Raw genomic sequence first — 18,374 nt, 5'->3', positions numbered from 1 at the left:
GCGTCGGCCGGTGCTGCTTTTAGCGATCGGCAGGGCATAGTCGGGTGATGCCCCGCCGGAGCCTCGCCGTCCTCGGATGGCTCGCCGTCGTGATCGTGGCGACGCTGGCCGGCGTCGGCGCGCTCCGGCTGGTCGGCGACAGCCTCGCCAGCACTCCCGGCGGGGTGCGCAGCCAGACCGACGTGGCCCGCGATCTCGCGGCGGCGAAGGAACGGCCGGTGCCGCCAACCGCCACAGCAGCCAGCCCGACCCCGCCCCCGGCGACCCCGGACGCCAAGCGCAAGCCGTTCGGATCCCCCGGGGGCACCGTCACCGCCACCTGCGAAGACGGGCTGGTGCGGATCGTCTATATCTCGCCAGCGCAGGGCTACGCGGTAGACGACCAGGACAGGGGGCCCGACAAGGAGGCCGAGGTGAAGTTCCGGGGCCCGGCCGGCCGGTCGGAAATCAAACTTCGGTGTGACGGCGACCTACCCGTTCGGATGGGGCACGACGACTGACGTTCGCCTATCCCCGGTAGGCTCCGCAGATGCACCAGCGATGGCTGCTCGGCGCCGTGACCGTGGGGGTGGTCTGGGGCGCGGCGACGATCGCGTTCGACAGCTCCATCTGGATTCTCGACTTCCTGCTGCATCTCGGCCCGCTGCTGGCCGGTGTGGCGGCGATGGTCACGCTGATCGGCTGGCGCCCGGCCGGGCCGGCCACCTTCCAGATCGAGGGCGACACGTTCGTGGCACCGACCAACCGGCGTCGCACGATCGAGGTGGCCGCGCTGCTCGTGGTTTTGATCTCCGCGACCGCGCTGGGGATCGACTGGGTCGCGGCCGATGGCGGGTTCTTCGACATCCTGCTGGCCGTGCTGCCGGCCCTGCTCGCCGCCGCGCTGTTGCTGCACTCGCTGCTGATCCCGACGACGGTCGAGCTGCGGCCCGAGGGGCTGCGGATCCCCGGCCGGCTGCACCGCGTCGACGTCCCGTGGGAGGCGATCCGCCCGGGAACGCCGTGGGCGCCGCGGCTGCGTACCCAGAAGCTTGAAGTGTTGATCGCGACCGGCTACCTGGTGCGGCCGCCGGCCGAGCGCCGGCCGCGCCTCGACGTGCCGATCGACGTGCTCGACATCCACCCGTGGTTCCTGGCCGACGCGATCCGCTACTACGTCGCGCACCCCGAGCACCGCGCCTCGATCGGCCGCCCGGCTGAGCTGGAGCGGCTATCCCGCCGGCTGCGCGACGGCGGCGCACCGCCGGCCCTGCCCGCGGGCCGCACCCCGGCGGCGCTACCGGCCGGCCGCACCCCGACGATCGTGCGGCAGGCGACAGCGCCCCAGAGCGACGAGTCGACGGCCAACCACCGGAGCTAGAGTCGATCGCGTGCGTGATGCTCAGCAACTCCTCGCCGACGCCAAAGTGATCGCGGTCGTGGGCGCGTCGCGCGACCCGCAGAAGTCGGCGCATTCGGTTCCCCGCCAGATGCAGCGCCACGGCTGGCGGATCATCCCGGTCAACCCCTATGCCGACGAGCTGTTCGGCGAGCGGGTCTACCGCACGGTGGCCGAGATCCCGTTCCCGGTCGACCTGGTCAACGTGTTCCGGCCGGCCCGCGACACCCCCGCCGTGGTCCGCGACGCGATCGCGGCCGGCGCACCGGCCGTCTGGCTCCAGCTCGACATCGTCTCGGCCGAGGCCCGCAAGCTGGCGACCGAGGCCGGCCTCGACTATGTCGAGAACCGCTGCATCGCGGTCGAGCGCGCGGTCGCCAACCTGAGCCTGCTTTAGGCCCCTTTGCTCTGCTGCCGCATACGCCCCACCCCCGGCGGCGTGCGGGGCGTATGTGGCAGCAGAGCAAATGCGCTCGCGAGCACCCGCCCGGCGAGCTAGCGTCCGGGGATGTTGACGGTGCGGCGGGCGGCCGGCGATGACGACTTCGCGGCGGTCCGGCAGGTGCGGATGATCGTCGTGCCCTATGAGCGGGCGCCGTCGGTTGCCGAGATGCGGGCCGGGTTGACCCGCGACAGCCTCGTGCTGCTCATCGAGCAAAACGGCGAAGTGATCGGCAGCGCCGTCGCCGACCGGTCCAGCATCCGCGGCGCCGCCACGGTCACGCCCAGGGTGCTGCCCGCGTTCCGGCGCCAAGGGATCGGCAGCCGGCTCATGCCACACCTGCTCGCCCACGCTGCCTCGCTCGGTGTCGACCAGGTGCTCGGGCACGCCGACGACGAGGGGTCGAAAGCGTTCGCCGAGCGGCACGGGTTCACCGAGGTCGACCGGCAGGTCGAGCAGGTGCGCGAGATCGGCGTCGAGCCGGTCCCCCCACCGCGCGGCGACCTCGAGGTGGTCACCGTCGCCGAGCGGCCGGAGATCTGGGACGTCGTCTACGAACGGCTGGCCCTCCAGGCGTTCCAGGACATGGCGTTGATCGCGCCGATGCACGCGCCGATCGACGAGTGGCGGGTGAGCTGGATCGGTGACCCGGCCGCCATGTTCGTCGCCGTCGCCGGTGACGCGCCGGTCGGGCTGGCCGGGCTGATCGGCGACGACGACAACCCGCACCGCGCGGAAAACGCGCTGACCGTGGTCGACCGCGACTGGCGCGGCCGGGGCGTGGCCGCCCACCTCAAGCGGCTCTCGCTGGCCTACGCCGCCAAGGTCGGCATCACCGAGGTCTACACCTGGACCCAGAAGGGCAACGCCGACATGCGGCGGCTCAACGAGCACCTGGGCTACACGACCCGGCTACAGAGCTTCACCATGCGCCGGGCGATCGAGACCGCGGGCCCGCAACGGGGAGAAAGCGGCGACCAGGGCGATCGCGCCTAGCCCGAGGCCCAGCACGAGCAGCACCGTTGGCACTCCTGCGCGCGCGGCGGCGAACGTGACCAGCGGCGCGCCGATCGGGCCGGGCAGATAGTGGATCGTCCAGAACGCCGAGGTGACCCGGCCGAGCAGGTGGTCAGGGGTGATCTCCTGGCGCAGCGACATCGAGCAGGTGCCGGCCACGCCCTGACAGAACAGGATCACCGCGAGCAGGCCGGCGACCAACGGCACCACCGTGGCACTGCCGGCGAGGGCCAACGCCAACCCGCTCAACGCGTAGGCGCCGATCCAACATGCCCCGAAGCCCAGCCTGCGGCGCAGCGCCGGGACCACCAGGCCGGCCACCACAGCGCCCGCGGCCCCGATCGCGAACACCACGCCGATGGCGCCGCCGCCCTGGTGCAGGTCATTCTTCAGGCGATAAATCAGCAGATCATCCATCGCGTACGTGAGAAAGAGGACCCCACAGAGCAGCAGCGTGACCGTACGCAGCACCGGGTTCTGCCAGAGGAACCTGGCCCCGGTCAGGAAGCCGCGGATCGGCGACTCCCGCTCCGGCACGGTCTCTCGCGCCCTGATCCGGACGAACGACATCGCGACCGCCGACAGCCCGAAGGTGATCGCGTCGATGCCGATCACCCAGGCCGGGTCGAGCACCGCGAAGAGCGCGCCCGCGATGGCCGGGCCGGTGATGCCGGCGACCGCGAACGTGGCCGAGAGCAGCCCGTTGGCCTCGGTGATCCGGTCCTTGCCGACCAGCGCCGGCACCGCGGTGATGTAGGCGACCTGGTAGAGCATGCCGGCCGCGGCACCGAGCGGCATCGCCACGTAGAGCACCCACAGGTGCGGCTCGACCAACCAGACCAGCGGCACCAGGGCGTAGAGCGCGGCCCGGGCGACGTCGCAGGCGATCATCACGGTGCGCCGGTCGAAGCGGTCGACGATCGTGCCGGCCAGCACGCCGGAGACCAGCCAGGCGGCGCCGATCGCGGCGGTGACCAGGCCCATCTGGAAGACCGAGTCGGTGAGCACCAGGACCAGCACGGGGACGGCCAGGGTGGTCAGCGAGTCACCGGCGACCGACACCGCCTGCAGGATCCAGAAGAGAACGAAGTTGCGATCTCGACGGAGCGGCGGTGACGGCACGCCCTCACATTAGAGGCGGTATTCCTTCAGTAGACCCCGCGAGATGATCGTTTTTTGGATCTCCGAGGTGCCCTCGCCGATCAGCAGGAACGGCGCCTCGCGCATCAGCCGCTCGATCTCGTATTCGGTGGAGTAGCCGTAGCCGCCGTGGATGCGGAACGACTCCTGCACGACCTCGGCGCAGTATTCGGACGCGAGCAGCTTGGCCATGCCGGCTTCGACGTCGTTGCGTGCGCCGGCGTCTTTCAGGCGAGCCGCGTTGACCATCATCTGGTGTGCGGCCTCGATCTTCGTGGCCATCTCGGCGAGCTTGAACGCGATCGCCTGGTGGCCGGCCAGCGGCTCGCCGAACGTGTGCCGCTGCTGCGCGTACGCGATGGCTAGTTCGAATGCTCTGATCGAGATGCCACAGGCGCGCGCGGCGACGTTGACCCGGCCCACCTCGATGCCGTCCATCATCTGGTAGAAGCCCTGGCCGACCTGGTCGGGGCCGCCGAGCATGGCCGAGTCGGGCACCGCGACACCGTCGAGGATCATCTCGGTGGTCTCGACGCCCTTGTAGCCCATCTTGGAGATCTTGCCGGGGATGGTCAGCCCCGGCGCCGTCTCGCCGAACCCGGGCTCCTTCTCCAGCAGGAAGCAGGTCATCCCCTGGTAGACCGGCTGGGCGGCGGGGTCGGTCTTGACCAGCGTGGCCACCACGCCCGACTGGGCGCCGTTGGTCAGCCACATCTTCTGGCCGTCGAGCACGTAGGTGTCGCCGTCGCGGCGCGCCGTCGACCGGATCGCCGCCACGTCTGAACCGCAGCCCGGCTCCGACATCGAGAACGCGCCGCGCACCTCGCCGGTCGCCATCCGCGGCAGCAGGGCCGCCCGCTGCTCCGCCGAGCCGTGCTGCGCGACCAGGTAGGCGACGATGAAGTGGGTGTTGACGATCCCGGAGACCGACATCCAGCCGCGCGACAACTCCTCGACGACGAGGGCGTAGGTGAGCAGCGACTCACCGAGGCCACCGTGCTCCTCGTCGATCGTGAGTCCGAAAAGACCCATCTCACGCATGCCGGCGACGATGTCGGCCGGATATTCGTCGGCGTGCTCGAGCCGCTGCGCGTGCGGAACGATCTCTTTATCGACGAACTCGCGGACCGTTTCCAGGATCGACGTCTGCACGTCGGTGAGGCCGGGAGTCTGGGCAAGGCGCGCCATGACCCACATCTTCCCTCCTCAGGACCGACTCGGGATGCGAATCGCTACCTAGGGTTTAGTAGCGTGCCGGGGACGACTCAGGAGTGTGACGATGAGCTACCCACCGCCCGGCAGCCAGCCCGACCCCTATCAGCCTGGGCAGCCCTATGACCCGCAGCAGTCCGGCCCGCCGTCCTACGGGCCGCCGGTCTCCGGCCAGCCCGCCCCCGGCCAGCCCATCCCGGGCCAGCCCACGTCGGGTCAGCCCGAGCCCTATGGGCAGAGCAACCCTTATGGGCAGCCGCCGGACCCCTACGCCCAGCCGAACCCCTATGGGCAGCCCGACCCCTACGCGCAGGCCTACCCCGGCTACGGGCAGCAGCAGCCGGCCTACGGCTACCCGCAGGCCCGCGGCACCAACATCCTGGCGATCCTGTCGCTGGTGTTCGCGTTCGTCTTCGCGCCCGCCGGCATCGTGCTCGGCCACCTGGCGAAGAAGCAGTTGCGCACGTCCGGCGAAGAGGGCGGCGGCCTGGCCACCGCCGGCCTGGTGCTGAGCTACGTATTCACCGGCCTGGCGGTGCTGTTCTGCTGCGGCATCATCGGGCTCGGCTGGTTCAGCGCGTCGACCGGCGACACGCTGAACAACGGCTACTAACGGCTCTGCTGTTTAACGGCTCTGCTGTTTAACGGAACTGCGCCTCGCGCACGCTGTTGCCGCCGTCGACCACCAGCATCTGGCCGGTGATGTAGGAAGCGGCCGGCGAGCAGAGGAACGCGATCGCGGCGGCCACCTCGTCAGGGGTGCCCGGCCGCCCGATCGGCGTGCCGAGACCCTGCTTGAGCTCGGTGACCGTGGACGCGGCCGTGTAGATCGTGCCGGGCGCGACCGCGTTCACGGTCACCCCGTCGGCGACCATCTCCATCGCCAGCGCCCGGGTCAGGCCGACCACACCGGCCTTGGCCGCGGCGTAGGCGGCCTCGGTCGGCAGGGCGTTGACGGGGCCGGCGGTGGCCGAGAGGTTGACGATGCGGCCCCAGCCGCGCTCGGACATGCCGCCGATGAACGCCCGGCTGCACAGGAACGCCGTGCTGAGGTTGCGGTCGATCTCGGAGCGCCACTCGTCGAAGGTGAGCTGGTTGACCGGGCGGAGCACCTCGGGGCTCGCCCGGCTCGCCAGGCCGGCGTTGTTGACCAACACCTCGACGTCGCCGAGCAGCTCGGAGATCGCGTCGGCGAGCGCGCCGACCTCGGCCTCGTCGGTCAGGTCGGCGACGAACCCGATGGCGCCGAGCTCGGTGGCCCGGTCGTGGATGCGGCGGGTGGTCGACACGATGGCCACCTTGGCGCCGAGCTGGCGCAGCCGGCGCGCGGTCGCGTAGCCGATGCCGTCGGGGCTGCCCGCGCCGGTGACCAGGGCGACCCGGCCGTCGAGGCGAACGCTGGTCAACCCGTCGTCGGCCTGAGTGTCGATTCCCATGCGTGAGATCCTGCCCGGTCGGGTCAAGCCCGGCAACGACGCCCCCTGTGCGGGGTATCCCCGGACACTCCCCCGCTCAGCCCTCCGGTGGGGTGAACCGGCTGGTGCGGGCCAGCCCGGCGGCCCGGCCCTTGGCCGCGATCACGAGGGCCATCTTGCGCGACGCCTCATCGATCATCTCGTCGCCGAGCATCACCGCGCCGAGCTTGCCGCCCGCTTCCGAGGTGGCGTGCTCGTAGGCGTCGAGGATGAGCTCGGCCCGGTCGTAGTCGTCCTGCGCCGGCGCGTAGATCTCGTTGGCCGCGTCGATCTGGCCCGGGTGCAGCACCCACTTGCCGTCGAAGCCGAGGGCGGCCGAGCGCTTCGCGACCGCGCGGAACGCGTCGACGTCGCGGATCTGTAGGAACGGGCCGTCGATGGCCTGCTTGTCGTGCATCCGGGCGGCCATCAACAGTCGCATGAGGATGTAGTGGTAGGGATCGCCGGGATAGTCCGGGATCAGCCCACCGACCACCATCGACCGCATGTTGATCGACGCCATGAAGTCGGCCGGGCCGAAGATGATCGTCTCGACGCGAGGCGAGGCGGCCGCGATCGCGTCCACGTTGACCAGCCCGGCCGCGTTCTCGATCTGCGCCTCGATGCCGATCCCGCCCACCGGCAGGCCGATCGTCTTCTCGATCTGGGTGAGCGTGAGGTCGAGCCACTCGATGTGCGCCGCCGACTGCACCTTGGGCAGCATCACGCAGTCGAGGTTGGCCCCGGCGCCCTCGACCACCTCGACCACGTCGCGGTAGGTCCACTCCGTTGTCAGGTCGTTGACCCGCACCACCCTGGTCTTGTCGCCCCAGTCGCCCTCGTTGAGCGCCGCGACCACGTTCTTGCGGGCCTCCGGCTTGGCCAGCGGCGCGACCGCGTCCTCCAGGTCGAGAAAGACCTGATCGGCCGGGAGTCCGCGGGCCTTGTCGAGCATCTTCAGGCTCGAACCGGGTACCGCGAGACAGGAACGGCGCGGGCGGCCGGCTGCGACCATCGACAGCTCCTCACGATCGTTACAGTTAGCCAAACGGTAACCTCGCGCGAAGACCGAGGAGAACCAAGCAGTGGAAGAAGTCACCGGGCGAGTCGTAGTGATCACCGGCGCCAGTTCCGGGATCGGTCTATCCGCCGCCGTCGCCCTGGCCCGCCGCGGTGACCAGGTCGTCCTGGTCGGTCGCGACCCGGCGAGGCTGGCCGCGGCCGCATCCGAAGTACGCGACGCGACCGGCACGCTGCCGGCCTCCTACCGCGCCGACTTCTCCACGCTCGACGACGTGCGCACGCTGGCGGCGCACCTGCGCACGGCGTACGACCGGATCGACGTGCTCGCCAACAACGCCGGCGCGATCGTGCTGCACCCGGCCACCACCGTGGACGGTTATGAGCTGACCATCCAGGCCAACCACCTGGCCAGCTTCCTGCTGACCACGCTGCTGCACGACCGGATCGGGCGCACGGTGGTGACCGCGTCCGGCGCCTACCGCTGGGGCAACCTCGACCCGCGCGACCTCAACCGCCAGTTGGAGCGCTACGTCCCGTTCCTCGCCTACGGCACGAGCAAGCAGGCCAACATCCTGTTCGCGGGCGAGGCCGCCCGGCAGTGGCCGGGAATGCTCTCGTTCTCGTTCCACCCCGGCGCGGTGCGCACCCGGTTCTACAACGACAACCGGCTGATCGCCTGGGGCATGAAGCACGGGCCGTTCCTGCGCGGCCCCGACAAGGGTGCCGAGACGCTGGTCTGGCTCGCCACCGCCGACCCGGCGCGGCTGGTCAACGGCGGCTTCTACTACGACAAGAAGCCCCGCCGGGTGTCCCCCAAGGCCACTGACCAGGCCCTGGCCGCCGCACTGTGGAAGGCCAGCGAGCAGGCCGTCGGCTAGGGCAGGGCGGCCGTTTCCAGGTCGCGGGCCCGGGCCCGCTCGCGGCGGCCGGCCTGGGCGCCGCCGAGCACCACGATCGCGACGCCGACCACCAGCAGGGCCAGGCCGGGCAGCGACTCGACCGGCGGCACCTGGCCCAGCCAGAGCCAGGCGATGGTCGCCGCGCCAGGCACCTCGAGCAGGATCAGCACGCTGATCGTGGTCGCCGAGACCCGGCGCAGCGCGTAGTTGAACATCGTGTGCCCGAGCAGTTGGGCGCCGGCCACCAGGCCGAGGATCGCCAGCCAACTCGAACCCGGGTAGCCGCCCAGCCGCTGGCCCGACGCCAGGCAGATGATCAGCAGAAGCACCGCACAAACCCCATAACAGATGGTGGTGTACGTCGTCGTGCTGAGCGTCACCCGGGCCCGCTCCCCGAGCGCGGTGTATGCCGCCGCCATCACGGCGCCGACCAGCGCGAGCAGGTCGCCGAGCACCGCGCGGGACGAGACGCCGAAGTCGGCGCCGGTGGCCAGCGCCGCACCGAGCACCGCGACGCCGATGCCGGCCCAGGTCACCGTGCGCAGCTTGCGGCCCTGGGCGACCGAGATCAGCCCCTGCCAGACCGGCTGGGTGGCGACGAGCGCCGTCGACGCCGCGACCGTGGTGAACCGGATGCTCGGCATCCAGGCGGCGAAATGCGCGGCGAGCGCCACGCCGGCCAGCACGCAGAACACGGCCTCGCGGCGGCCCAGGTTGGCGTACTCGTGGCGGTTTCTGATCAGCGAGATCGGGCCGAGCACGCCGACGGCGAGGGCGTTGCGGTAGAACGCGATGGCCAGGGCCGGTGCGGCGGCGGCGAACGCGATCAGCGGGCCCGAGGTCGAGACGGCGAGGACGGCGACGACGAGCGCGAGAGTGGCGGCGGGGTCGAGCGCGGGGCGGTGCACAGTGAACCATCCTCACAAATCACATACTGCGGCTATCCGACTACTCTCGGTCGATCGGCCGATAGGGCGCACACGTCGCCGTCGATAGGCTTCCCCGGTCTTGCCAGCTACTGCCCCCAGGTCCTGCCATGGAGGCTGATGTTGCCCGCATTACGCGCGGTCGTGTTCGACTTCTTCGGCACTCTCACCCGGCCGGTCCGCCGCGGCCCCGACCACCTCGAGACCGCCCGCATCCTGGGATGTGATCCGACCCTGATGACGGCCCTCCTGGACGCGTCCTACTACCGCCGGGCCAGCGGAGATCTCGGCTCCGCGGCCGACAACCTCCGCTGGATCGCCGTTCGCGCCGGGGCCGACCCGTCCGACGAGATGGTCCAGGCGGCGGTGGCCTGCCGGCTGCGCGCCGTCCGGCACGACACGGAGTTGCGCGACGAGGCCGTGCCGGTGCTGTGGGCGCTGCGGCTGCGCGGGCTGCGCACGGCCCTGGTCAGCGACTGCACCCACGAGTTGCCGGTGTTGCTGCCCAGCCTGCCGGTCGCCCCACTGCTCGACACCGCCGTCTTCTCCGTCGAGGAGGGCGTCTGCAAGCCCGACCCGAGCATCTACCTGGCCGCGTGCCAGCGGCTCGGCGTCGCGCCGGCCGAGTGCCTCTACGTCGGCGACGGCGGCAGCCACGAGCTGACCGGCGCGGCCGAGATCGGCATGACCGCCGTCCGGCTGGCCGCGCCCGACCTGGTCGACCACCTGGTCTTCGGCGCCGACGTCGACTGGCCCGGCCGCGCGGTGGCCCGGCTCGTCGGGGTGCTCGACGAGGTCGACCATGGCCAGCGGGCCACGGCGCCGGGCAGGATGAGGGGGTGACCGACCCGGTGGTGGAAGAGGCGATCAAGAAGGCGGCCGTGGCCTGGGTGTCCGTCGACGGCGCGGCACCCCGTGGGCTCTGGTGCGTGCCGGTCGACGGCGCGCTTTACCTGGTCAGCGGCATGGGTGAGCAGCAGGCACCCGGGCTGGCCCGGGCCGCAACGGCCGAGGTGACGCTGCGCGGCGACCACGGCGGCCGGATCGTCACCTTCACCGCCGACGTGCGCCGGGTGCAGCCGGGCGACGACGAGTGGAACACGGTGGCGCCCCAGGTCGGCGGCAAGCGGCTCAACGCGTCGGGCCCGACCGAGAAGCTGCTCGAACGCTGGGCGATGGACTGCACGCTGAGCTGCCTGACCCAGGCGCAGGACACACCGGCCGTCACCCGGCCCGACCTGCCCGACGGCAGCCTCGCCGAGCCGCCCCGGGATACCGCGGCGACCACTCCCGTCCGCAAGCCGTTCCGCCTGCACAAGGTGCTCGGCAAGCGCCGCTAGTCGAGCCACCAGCGGGCGGCGTCGCCGCCGTAGGGAGTGAGCAGCAGGGCCGGCAGTGCGACGGCCGAGACGGCCGCGACCAGCAGCACGTGCCAGGCCAGCGGGCCGACCCGCCGGCGGCCGGTCACGAGCAGCGGGACCGAGACGGTCAGCAGCAGCGGCGACAGGATCACGCCGGTGTAGTAGAGCAGCGCGACCGGGACGAACACCGGCAGCGGCAGCAGTTCCTTGGGGTCCTGTGCGCCGCTCAGCATCGTGGCCCGGTCGGCGCCGGTGGTCAGCATCCGGCCCGTGAAAGTGACCAGCACGGTGGCGATCGCCAGGCCGAACGCGAGATGCGCCGCCATCACCAGCCGGGCACCCAGTCGCACCGGGTCGGTCCGCGGCGACGGCGTGGCCGCGGCGCGCTCGGCCGGCAGGGCCAGAGCCAGGACCAGCGTCGCCGCCAGGCCGAGAAGTCCGAGTCGTTCGGTCAGCGGCCCGGCGAAGCCCACCTGGACGGCCTGCGACCGAACGGCCGCCGCGGTGGCCACGCCGCCCGCGATGACGAACAACAGGCTCGGCAGGCCGATCAACGCCAACCCGAGTTGGGCCACGGGCGGGCGGGACCGGAAGCGGCGCAGCACCCACGCCGCGACCAGCCAACCGGTCAGCCCGCCGAGCAGGAGCACCGCGACACCGACCGGCAGGGCCTGCGCCGGCCACGGGTAGCGCACCTGGAAAGCGGCGCCGACCCCGGGACCGGGATCGCCGGCCACGACGGAGACGACCAGGCGCTCGCCGGCCCGGTCCAGGGTGAAGCGGTGGCCGGGAAGGATCGGGCCGGCCTCCCATCCGTCGGCCACCGCGCGCTCGCGCAGGCCGGTCGCCACGCTGTCGAGCGCTTCGGCCCTCGCCGGGTAGGTGGCTTCGACCTCGGTCGGGCCGCCGAACGTGGTGAGCATCCGGTCGGCACGACCCATGACCATCGAGTCGGGCAGCAGCGACAGGGCCGCCGACATCGTGTCCCGGCCGGAGTCGGCCGTCTGCCGGGCGACCGCGCTGAGGCCGGCGTATCCGATAGTGATCGCCGCGACGATGGCCACCGCGCCATAGACCCGGCCGCGCGGCGGTCCGAAGCGCATGCGCAGGCCGACGCGGAGCAGTTCCCAGGCCTCGGCCGCCGGCGGGCGAGCCCGGTCGGTCGGGGCGCCGTCGAGCAGGGTGGTCAGCATCTCCTCGCCCCGCTCGCGGCGGTAGGCGCGCGGGAAGGCCAGCAGCAGGCGGCGGTAGCGGCGTTCGAGCGGGCTCACGACGCGGGGCCGAACGCGAGCCGGGTCGTGCGGCGCAGCCGGGCGGCGGCCATCGTCGCGTTGGCGCGCATCCGGTCGATCTCGGCGGACAGCGCGGCGCCACCGTCGTCGGTCAGCCGGTAGTAGCGGCGCAGCCGCCCGTCGACGGCCTCCTCGCGGTCGAGGACGAGCAGCCCCTCCTCGGTCAACCGGTCGAGGGCGGCGTAGAGGGTGCCCGCGCGCAGCGTGATCCGGCCGCCCGACAGGTCGGCGACGGCCCGGATCACGCCGTAGCCGTGCAACGGCTGCTCGGCGAGCGCGGTCAGGATGAAGAAGGTCGGCTCCTGCATAGCCATTCGCCAATGCTACCGACCATCGGTATATACCGCTAGTCGGCTTATCCGATGAACGGCGGCACGGCCATCTCGCCGCGGGCGATCGGCACCACGTTGCCGGTCACCCGGGCGTTGGTCACCACGCCACCGACCGCCGTGACCGAGCACTCCAGCACCGACGGGCGATGCAGCTCGACGCCCTGGTGCACCACGTAGCTCGACTCGCCGTCGGCCGGCAGCAGGCCGTTGGTCACCAGCCAGACCCCGAGCCCCAGCGCGGCCGAGCCGGTGGCCGGGTCTTCGGGGACGGCGAGGCCAGGGACGAAGACCCGGGCGTGCGCGGTGCGCGTCTGCGGGTCCCAGGCGAAAACGTCGACGTCGGTGGAGATGGCGCGGTCGAGCCGGGCCCGGGCCACCGCGTCGGGGCGGACCGGCAGGTAGGGGAACTCGAGACCGCAGCCGGCGACCCGCGGCGGCCCGGCCCCGTCGAGGTCGGTGGCGGTCAGCCCCACCGCCGCGAGCAGCGGGCCGGGCTCGAGCGGCTCGCCGACCGTGGCGCGGCCACCGGTCAGCGTCGCGGTGGATCCGGACACCACGACCGGAAGCAGACCCGCGCCGCACTCCTGCACGACCGACCCGGCGGCGAACAGCCCGCGCGCGCTGGCGGTGACGGCGGCGCCGACGCTCGGGTGCCCGGCGAACGGCAACTCGCTGTTGGGCGTGAAGATCCGCGCCCGGTAGGTCGCCTCCGCACCGGGCGACGGTGGCAGCACGAACACCGTCTCGGACAGGTTGAACTCGCGGGCCAGGGCCTGCATCTGGGAACTCGCCAGTTCCTCGCCGCCGAACACCACCGCCAGCGGGTTGCCGGTGAACGGCCGGTCGGTGAAGACGTCGACGATCTCGTACGCCACGCTCGTCATGCTGGTAAGCGTAGGGAATTAGGCTTACGAGGTGACGACGGCGCGGGTCTACATCGCGAGACTCGCCGGCCTCCCGGTCTACGACCCCAACGGCGACCAGGTCGGCCGGATCCGTGACGCCGTCGCCCGGCTGCGCACCACCAACCGTCCGCCCCAGGTCGTCGGCCTGGTGGCCGAGATGACCGCCCGGCGCCGGATCTTCCTGCCGATGGGTCGGTTCACCTCGATCGACCCCGACGCGGTCGTGCTCAACACCGGCATGCTCAACCTGCGCCGGTTCGAGAAGCGTCCCAACGAGCTGCTGGTCCTCGAAGACCTGCTCGACCGCCGGGTGACGATCCTGCCCGACGAGACCCCGGGCACCGTGGTCGACCTGGCGATGGACACCAACCGCACCGGTGAGTGGTCGCTGGGCCGGGTCGCGGTCCGCCAGCCGAGCCGGCGGCTCACCCGGCGGGGTCAGCTGGTCGAGCTCGAATGGGATCGGGTCCACGGGCTGATCGGGCTCACCGACACCCAGGGCACCGCCGGCCTGCTCACCGTGCTCGAGCAGATGCGCCCGGCCGACCTGGCCAACGCGCTACAGGAGATGTCCGACACCCGCCGCAACGAGGTCGCCGCGGCGCTCGACGACGAGCGCCTCGCCGACGTGCTGGGCGAGCTGCCCGAGCACGACCAGGTGGAGATCCTCGCGGCGCTCGACCAGGAGCGGGCCGCCGACGTGCTGGAGGAGATGGACGCCGACGACGCGGCCGACCTCCTCGGCGAGCTGTCCGTCACGGAGCGGCAGCGGCTGCTCGACCTGATGGAGCCCGACGAGGCCGAGCCGGTCCGGCAGTTGCTCAAATACGCGGCCGGCACGGCCGGCAGCGTGATGACCTCCGAGCCGGTGATCCTCACTCCCGACGCCACGGTCGCCGACGCGCTGGCCCGGATCCGCGAGCCGCAGCTCCCGCCGGCGGTGGCGGCGCAGGTCTTCGTCGCGCGGGCGCCGATGGCCACGCCGACCGGCAAATACCTGGGCATGGTGCACTTCCAGCGGCTGCTCCGGGAGCCGCCCTCGGCCATCATCGGCGGCGTGGTCGACAGCGGGATCAACCCGCTGCGCCCGGAGACGCCGCTGATCGAGATCACCCGCCGGATGGCGATGTATGACCTGGTCGCCATGCCGGTGGTCGACGCCAACAACCGGTTGGTCGGCGCGGTCACGGTCGACGACGTGCTCGACCACACGCTCCCGCCAGATTGGCGCGACCGCGACGTGACCGATGAGGCGCCCGGCTCGCCCGTGGCCGTTCCGCCGCCGCCCGCACCGGCGACCGGTCGCAACGATGGCTGAACCGCGCCCCGCGGCCCGGCTCGACCAGCCGCGGGAGCCACGCCGGCTGAAGCTGCCCAGGTTCGACCCCGAGTCGTTCGGTCGCTGGTCGGAGACCATCGCCCGGGCGCTGGGCACAGCCAAGTTCCTCGTCTACATGAGCGTGTTCATCCTGCTGTGGGTGGGCTGGAACACACTGACGCCGTCGAGTTGGCGCTTCGACCCCTACACCTTCACGTTCCTGACCTTGATTTTGTCGCTGCAGGCTTCCTACGCGGCGCCGCTGATTCTGCTCGCGCAGAATCGCCAGGCCGACCGCGACCGGATCTCGCTCGAGGAAGACCGGCGGCGGGCGGCGGCGCAGAAAGCCGACACCGAATATCTGACCAGGGAGATCGCGTCGTTGCGGGTGGCGATCGGCGAGCTCGCGACCCGCGACTTCCTGCGCTCCGAACTCGGGCGGCTCACCGAGGATCTCGACGACCGGCAGCGGGGGAAGAAGCGGCGCAAGCAGGCCGTCGCCGAGCCGGACGACCACGCGGATACCGACGCCTGACCAGCGACATAGAGTTGCACCATGTCTGCGCCTGCCACGTCTCGTGAGGAAGCCATTCAGGCAGCCCTCGCCACCGTCGAAGACCCGGAGATCCACCGCCCGATCACCGACCTGGGCATGGTCAAATCCTTCAACATCGACGAAGACGGGCTGGTCCTGGTCGAGCTGTTGCTCACCGTCGCCGGCTGCCCCTTGCGTGACAAGCTGCGCACCGACATCACCAATGCGGTCACCGCGGTCCCCGGGGTGCGCGGCGTGGAGATCGACTTCGGGGTGATGAGCCCCGAGCAGCGCCAGGACCTCCAGACCCGGCTGCGCGGCGGCGGCGGCGCCGAGCCGGTGATCCCCTTCGCCCAGCCGGGTTCCCGCACCCGGGTCTACGCGATCGCGAGCGGCAAGGGCGGCGTCGGCAAGTCCAGCGTCACCGTCAACCTGGCCGCCGCGCTGGCCGCCCGCGGCCTCTCGGTGGGCGTGGTCGACGCCGACATCTACGGCCACTCGGTGCCCCGGATGCTGGGCGCGGCCGGCAAGCCCACCCGGGTGGAAGACATGATCATGCCGCCGGAAGCGCACGGCGTGAAGGTGATCTCGATCGGCATGTTCACCGCGCAGAACGCCGCGGTGGTCTGGCGCGGCCCGATGCTGCACCGGGCGCTGCAACAGTTCCTGGCCGACGTCTACTGGGGCGACCTCGACGTGCTGCTGCTCGACCTGCCGCCGGGCACCGGCGACGTGGCGATCTCGCTGGCCCAGCTCCTGCCCAACGCGGAGATCCTGGTGGTCACCACGCCGCAGCTCGCCGCGGCCGAGGTCGCCGAGCGGGCCGGCGCGATCTCGCTGCAGACACACCAGCGCCTGATCGGCGTCGTGGAGAACATGTCGTGGCTGGAGCTGCCCACCGGCGAGCGGATGGAGATCTTCGGCTCGGGCGGCGGCGCGGTCGTCGCGGAGAAGCTGACCCGCACGCTCGGCGCGGAGGTGCCGCTGCTGGGTCAGATCCCGCTCGACACCCGGGTCCGCGAGGCTGGCGACGCCGGGCTGCCGATCGTGCTGTCAGAGCCCACCGCGCCGGCCGCACAGGCCATCTCGGCGATCGCCGACCGGCTCGCGGTGCGCCGCGACTCACTGATCGGCAAGTCGCTCGGGTTGCGCCCCGCGGGGCGCTGAACCCTTACGTGTAGTCGTCGAACGACCGGCGCGGCGGCGGGGCGCTTGCCGCCGGCGTGTCGGTGACCGGCTTGCGGGTCGCCGACTTGAGGTCGGCGGCCTGTGCCACGTCTTTGAGGTCCTGGTGCACGCCGCTGAGGTCAGACTTGGCGTCTTCGAACATCTTCTGGAGCGGCTTGCGCAGCGACTCCTGCTCTTCCTCGCTCATCAGGTGCTTGCGGATGAACGCCTTCGGGTGCAGGTCTTCGAGCTGGATGTCGGTGCCGAGCTCACGGCTCAGGTCACCGGTCGCGTTGCTGGCCATCCGGCGCAGGTTGCGGACCATCTTGAGGCCGTCGCTGATCACGTTGGGCAGCTTGTCACCGAAGATCAACAGGGCCACCAGGACCAGGAGACCGATCTCCCACCAGTTGAGGTTTTCGAACACCCGGGCCTCCCTCTTGCAATCCCCGGCGCAACCATACGCGCGGCGCGCGCCGGAAGGGAACGGCCCGGAAGGGCGGCTACTGAGCGTCTGCGGCCAAGGTCACTGAGGCGGTCTGGGTCTCCGAGCCCCGCCGGAACTCGACCGTGACGACAGCGCCCGGCGCGTATTTGCGGACGAGGGCGATCAGGTCGATGGCCTCTTCCAGCGGGTGCTTGTCGATCCGGGTCACCACGTCGCCGGCCCGCAGGCCGGCGGACTCCGCCGGGCCGCCCGGCTCGACCGAGTCGAGCCGCACCCCGGTGCCGGTGGTGCGACCGCTGGTCACCTTGGCGCCGATCACCGTGCGGCGGGCCTTGCCGGTGTCGATGATGTCCTGCGCCACCCGCTTCGCCTGGTTGATCGGGATGGCGAAGGCCAGGCCGATGTTGCCGGCGCTCTGCTCGTCGGCGGCCAGCGACTTGATCACCGCGTTGACGCCGATCACCCGGCCGCCGGCGTCGACCAGCGGACCGCCCGAGTTGCCCTGGTTGACCGCCGCGTCGGTCTGGATCGCCGCGTAGTAGCGGACCGGACCGCCCGGGTCGCCGGCCTGGATGGTGCGGTCGACGGCGCTGACGATGCCGGAGGTGACCGTGTTGGCCAGCGCCAGCGGCGAACCGATCGCGAGCACCGGGTCACCGACCGCGATCGCGTCGGAGTCGCCGAACTGGACCGGCGTCAGGCCGTCTTTGGCCAGCTTGATCACCGCGATGTCGGATTCCGGGTCTTGCCCGACGAGCTTGGCCGACACGGTGTTGCCGTCGCTGAACACGGCCGTGAAGGTCTGCGTGCCGCCGCCCTCGACCACGTGGTCGTTGGTGATCACATAACCGTCGGCCGAGACCACGAAGCCGGAGCCGAGCGCGGAACCGCTGCTCGACGCCACCCGCACGGTGACCACGCTGGGCAGCAGCCGCGCGGCGACGCCGGCGAGCGAGTCGGGCGGGCGGTTGGCCGCGGCCGGCGGCGAGGCGCCGTTGCCGCCGAGCGCGGTGCGGCCGCCACCGATCCCGTTGCGGGCCGCGAACGCATAGCCGAGCGAGCCGCCGAGCAGGCCTGCGAGCAGCGCGGAGACCACGGCGACGAGCAGCACCGAGCGGTTGCCGGGCGGCTTCGGCGCGTCGGGGTCGACGACTGCTTCGGGCTCGGCGGCGCCGGTCACGGTGGGTTGCAGTACGACAGCGGCCGGTGCGTGCGGGTCGCGCCACGGGTCACCGAGCGCGTCGGACCACCACGGGCTGGCCGGCGCAGGACCGGACGGCGGCGAGCCGAACGGCGCGGGACCGGACGGCGCCGGGCCGAACGGCGCGGGGCCGGGGTTGTAGGGCATCGGGCTGGTCGGGACCCCGGAGCTGGGCGGCATGGGCCGAGGGCCGGGCTGGCCCGAGGGCCGGCCGCCGTCGGGCTGCTGCCAATTCCAGCCGTCGGTCACATCGCCTCCCGATCGCCGCCCATTACCCCGACTCAAGGATTGCATGGATAGCTGAAGAGCATTCAGAAGTTGCCG

Annotated in this window: 21 protein-coding genes; 11 read left to right on the top strand and 10 right to left on the bottom strand. The window is 71.7% G+C overall.

Annotated elements, in window-relative coordinates; translation table 11 throughout:
* The first annotated feature begins 47 nt into the window (after window positions 1–47).
* The 4 genes from DFJ67_RS14095 to DFJ67_RS14080 all read left to right on the top strand — a co-directional run bounded on the left by DFJ67_RS14095 (window position 48) and on the right by DFJ67_RS14080 (window position 2,816).
* A complete protein-coding gene (locus DFJ67_RS14095; protein WP_116068290.1) occupies window positions 48–500 on the top strand; it encodes a septum formation initiator in 453 nt (150 codons plus the stop codon).
* Window positions 501–529: 29 nt separating this feature from the next.
* On the top strand, window positions 530–1,360 hold the full coding sequence (locus DFJ67_RS14090) for a hypothetical protein (RefSeq protein ID WP_116068289.1): 831 nt from the start codon (window positions 530–532) through the stop codon (window positions 1,358–1,360).
* Between the two features lie 10 nt (window positions 1,361–1,370).
* Window positions 1,371–1,775 (top strand): CoA-binding protein, encoded by a 405-nt coding sequence (locus DFJ67_RS14085; protein WP_116068288.1) that lies wholly within the window; start codon window positions 1,371–1,373, stop codon window positions 1,773–1,775.
* A gap of 111 nt (window positions 1,776–1,886) precedes the next feature.
* Window positions 1,887–2,816: a GNAT family N-acetyltransferase gene (locus DFJ67_RS14080; protein ID WP_116068287.1), complete on the top strand. Its 930-nt coding sequence runs from the start codon at window positions 1,887–1,889 to the stop codon at window positions 2,814–2,816.
* Here DFJ67_RS14080 and DFJ67_RS14075 read toward each other — a convergent pair.
* The gene (locus DFJ67_RS14075; protein WP_116068286.1) at window positions 2,733–3,959 is read right to left on the bottom strand and encodes an MFS transporter; all 1,227 of its coding nucleotides are present in this window, start codon (window positions 3,957–3,959) and stop codon (window positions 2,733–2,735) included. The genes DFJ67_RS14080 and DFJ67_RS14075 overlap by 84 nt on opposite strands.
* Window positions 3,960–3,968: 9 nt before the next feature.
* On the bottom strand, window positions 3,969–5,165 hold the full coding sequence (locus tag DFJ67_RS14070; RefSeq protein WP_116068285.1) for an acyl-CoA dehydrogenase family protein: 1,197 nt from the start codon (window positions 5,163–5,165) through the stop codon (window positions 3,969–3,971).
* Between the two features lie 91 nt (window positions 5,166–5,256).
* On the opposite strand from DFJ67_RS14070, the gene DFJ67_RS14065 reads away from it, so the two are divergent.
* A complete protein-coding gene (locus DFJ67_RS14065) occupies window positions 5,257–5,802 on the top strand; it encodes a DUF4190 domain-containing protein (protein WP_116068284.1) in 546 nt (181 codons plus the stop codon).
* Window positions 5,803–5,830: 28 nt separating this feature from the next.
* On the opposite strand, the gene DFJ67_RS14060 is transcribed toward DFJ67_RS14065, so the two are convergent.
* Both DFJ67_RS14060 and DFJ67_RS14055 read right to left on the bottom strand, forming a co-directional pair.
* Window positions 5,831–6,625 carry an SDR family NAD(P)-dependent oxidoreductase gene (locus tag DFJ67_RS14060; RefSeq protein WP_116068283.1) on the bottom strand — a complete coding sequence of 265 codons (795 nt, stop codon included), beginning with the start codon at window positions 6,623–6,625 and terminating at the stop codon, window positions 5,831–5,833.
* Window positions 6,626–6,701: 76 nt separating this feature from the next.
* Entirely contained in the window at window positions 6,702–7,658 is a 957-nt protein-coding gene (locus tag DFJ67_RS14055) for an HpcH/HpaI aldolase/citrate lyase family protein (protein ID WP_116068282.1), read from the bottom strand.
* 70 nt (window positions 7,659–7,728) lie between these two features.
* Between DFJ67_RS14055 and DFJ67_RS14050 the strand changes: the two genes are divergently transcribed.
* Window positions 7,729–8,544 (top strand): SDR family NAD(P)-dependent oxidoreductase, encoded by an 816-nt coding sequence (locus DFJ67_RS14050; RefSeq protein ID WP_116068281.1) that lies wholly within the window; start codon window positions 7,729–7,731, stop codon window positions 8,542–8,544.
* On the opposite strand, the gene DFJ67_RS14045 is transcribed toward DFJ67_RS14050, so the two are convergent.
* On the bottom strand, window positions 8,541–9,473 hold the full coding sequence (locus tag DFJ67_RS14045; RefSeq protein WP_116068280.1) for a DMT family transporter: 933 nt from the start codon (window positions 9,471–9,473) through the stop codon (window positions 8,541–8,543). The genes DFJ67_RS14050 and DFJ67_RS14045 overlap by 4 nt on opposite strands.
* 141 nt (window positions 9,474–9,614) lie before the next feature.
* On the opposite strand from DFJ67_RS14045, the gene DFJ67_RS14040 reads away from it, so the two are divergent.
* On the top strand, window positions 9,615–10,334 hold the full coding sequence (locus tag DFJ67_RS14040; RefSeq protein ID WP_116076197.1) for an HAD family hydrolase: 720 nt from the start codon (window positions 9,615–9,617) through the stop codon (window positions 10,332–10,334).
* The gene (locus DFJ67_RS14035; RefSeq protein WP_116068279.1) at window positions 10,331–10,831 is read left to right on the top strand and encodes a hypothetical protein; all 501 of its coding nucleotides are present in this window, start codon (window positions 10,331–10,333) and stop codon (window positions 10,829–10,831) included. Before DFJ67_RS14040 ends, DFJ67_RS14035 begins: the two co-directional genes overlap by 4 nt.
* On the opposite strand, the gene DFJ67_RS14030 is transcribed toward DFJ67_RS14035, so the two are convergent.
* Genes DFJ67_RS14030 through DFJ67_RS14020 form a run of 3 tightly spaced genes read right to left on the bottom strand, consistent with a single transcriptional unit; the run spans window position 10,828 to window position 13,360 of the window.
* Window positions 10,828–12,123 (bottom strand): hypothetical protein, encoded by a 1,296-nt coding sequence (locus DFJ67_RS14030; RefSeq protein ID WP_116068278.1) that lies wholly within the window; start codon window positions 12,121–12,123, stop codon window positions 10,828–10,830. The two genes, DFJ67_RS14035 and DFJ67_RS14030, sit on opposite strands and share 4 nt — an antisense overlap.
* Window positions 12,120–12,452, bottom strand: coding sequence for a PadR family transcriptional regulator (locus DFJ67_RS14025; protein WP_116068277.1), 333 nt, complete (start codon window positions 12,450–12,452; stop codon window positions 12,120–12,122). Before DFJ67_RS14025 ends, DFJ67_RS14030 begins: the two co-directional genes overlap by 4 nt.
* 47 nt (window positions 12,453–12,499) lie before the next feature.
* On the bottom strand, window positions 12,500–13,360 hold the full coding sequence (locus DFJ67_RS14020) for a PhzF family phenazine biosynthesis protein (protein WP_116068276.1): 861 nt from the start codon (window positions 13,358–13,360) through the stop codon (window positions 12,500–12,502).
* Window positions 13,361–13,391: 31 nt separating this feature from the next.
* Between DFJ67_RS14020 and DFJ67_RS14015 the strand changes: the two genes are divergently transcribed.
* From DFJ67_RS14015 to DFJ67_RS14005, 3 genes are read left to right on the top strand one after another with little or no spacing between them, the layout of a single operon-like run.
* Window positions 13,392–14,699 carry a magnesium transporter MgtE N-terminal domain-containing protein gene (locus DFJ67_RS14015; RefSeq protein WP_116068275.1) on the top strand — a complete coding sequence of 436 codons (1,308 nt, stop codon included), beginning with the start codon at window positions 13,392–13,394 and terminating at the stop codon, window positions 14,697–14,699.
* Window positions 14,692–15,234, top strand: coding sequence for a DUF1003 domain-containing protein (locus tag DFJ67_RS14010; RefSeq protein ID WP_116068274.1), 543 nt, complete (start codon window positions 14,692–14,694; stop codon window positions 15,232–15,234). Before DFJ67_RS14015 ends, DFJ67_RS14010 begins: the two co-directional genes overlap by 8 nt.
* Window positions 15,235–15,255: 21 nt before the next feature.
* Window positions 15,256–16,401: an Mrp/NBP35 family ATP-binding protein gene (locus DFJ67_RS14005; RefSeq protein ID WP_116068273.1), complete on the top strand. Its 1,146-nt coding sequence runs from the start codon at window positions 15,256–15,258 to the stop codon at window positions 16,399–16,401.
* Between the two features lie 4 nt (window positions 16,402–16,405).
* Here the strand turns inward: DFJ67_RS14005 and DFJ67_RS14000 are convergent, their stop codons facing one another.
* Both DFJ67_RS14000 and DFJ67_RS13995 read right to left on the bottom strand, forming a co-directional pair.
* A complete protein-coding gene (locus tag DFJ67_RS14000) occupies window positions 16,406–16,828 on the bottom strand; it encodes a twin-arginine translocase TatA/TatE family subunit (RefSeq protein ID WP_116068272.1) in 423 nt (140 codons plus the stop codon).
* Between the two features lie 76 nt (window positions 16,829–16,904).
* Entirely contained in the window at window positions 16,905–18,299 is a 1,395-nt protein-coding gene (locus DFJ67_RS13995; protein WP_239097418.1) for a S1C family serine protease, read from the bottom strand.
* Window positions 18,300–18,374: the final 75 nt, after the last annotated feature.

Source organism: Asanoa ferruginea, from assembly GCF_003387075.1.
GTDB classification, from domain to species: domain Bacteria; phylum Actinomycetota; class Actinomycetes; order Mycobacteriales; family Micromonosporaceae; genus Asanoa; species Asanoa ferruginea.
The sequence above is the reverse complement of the archived record's forward strand: the minus strand, read 5'-3'. Positions and strand labels throughout refer to the sequence as shown.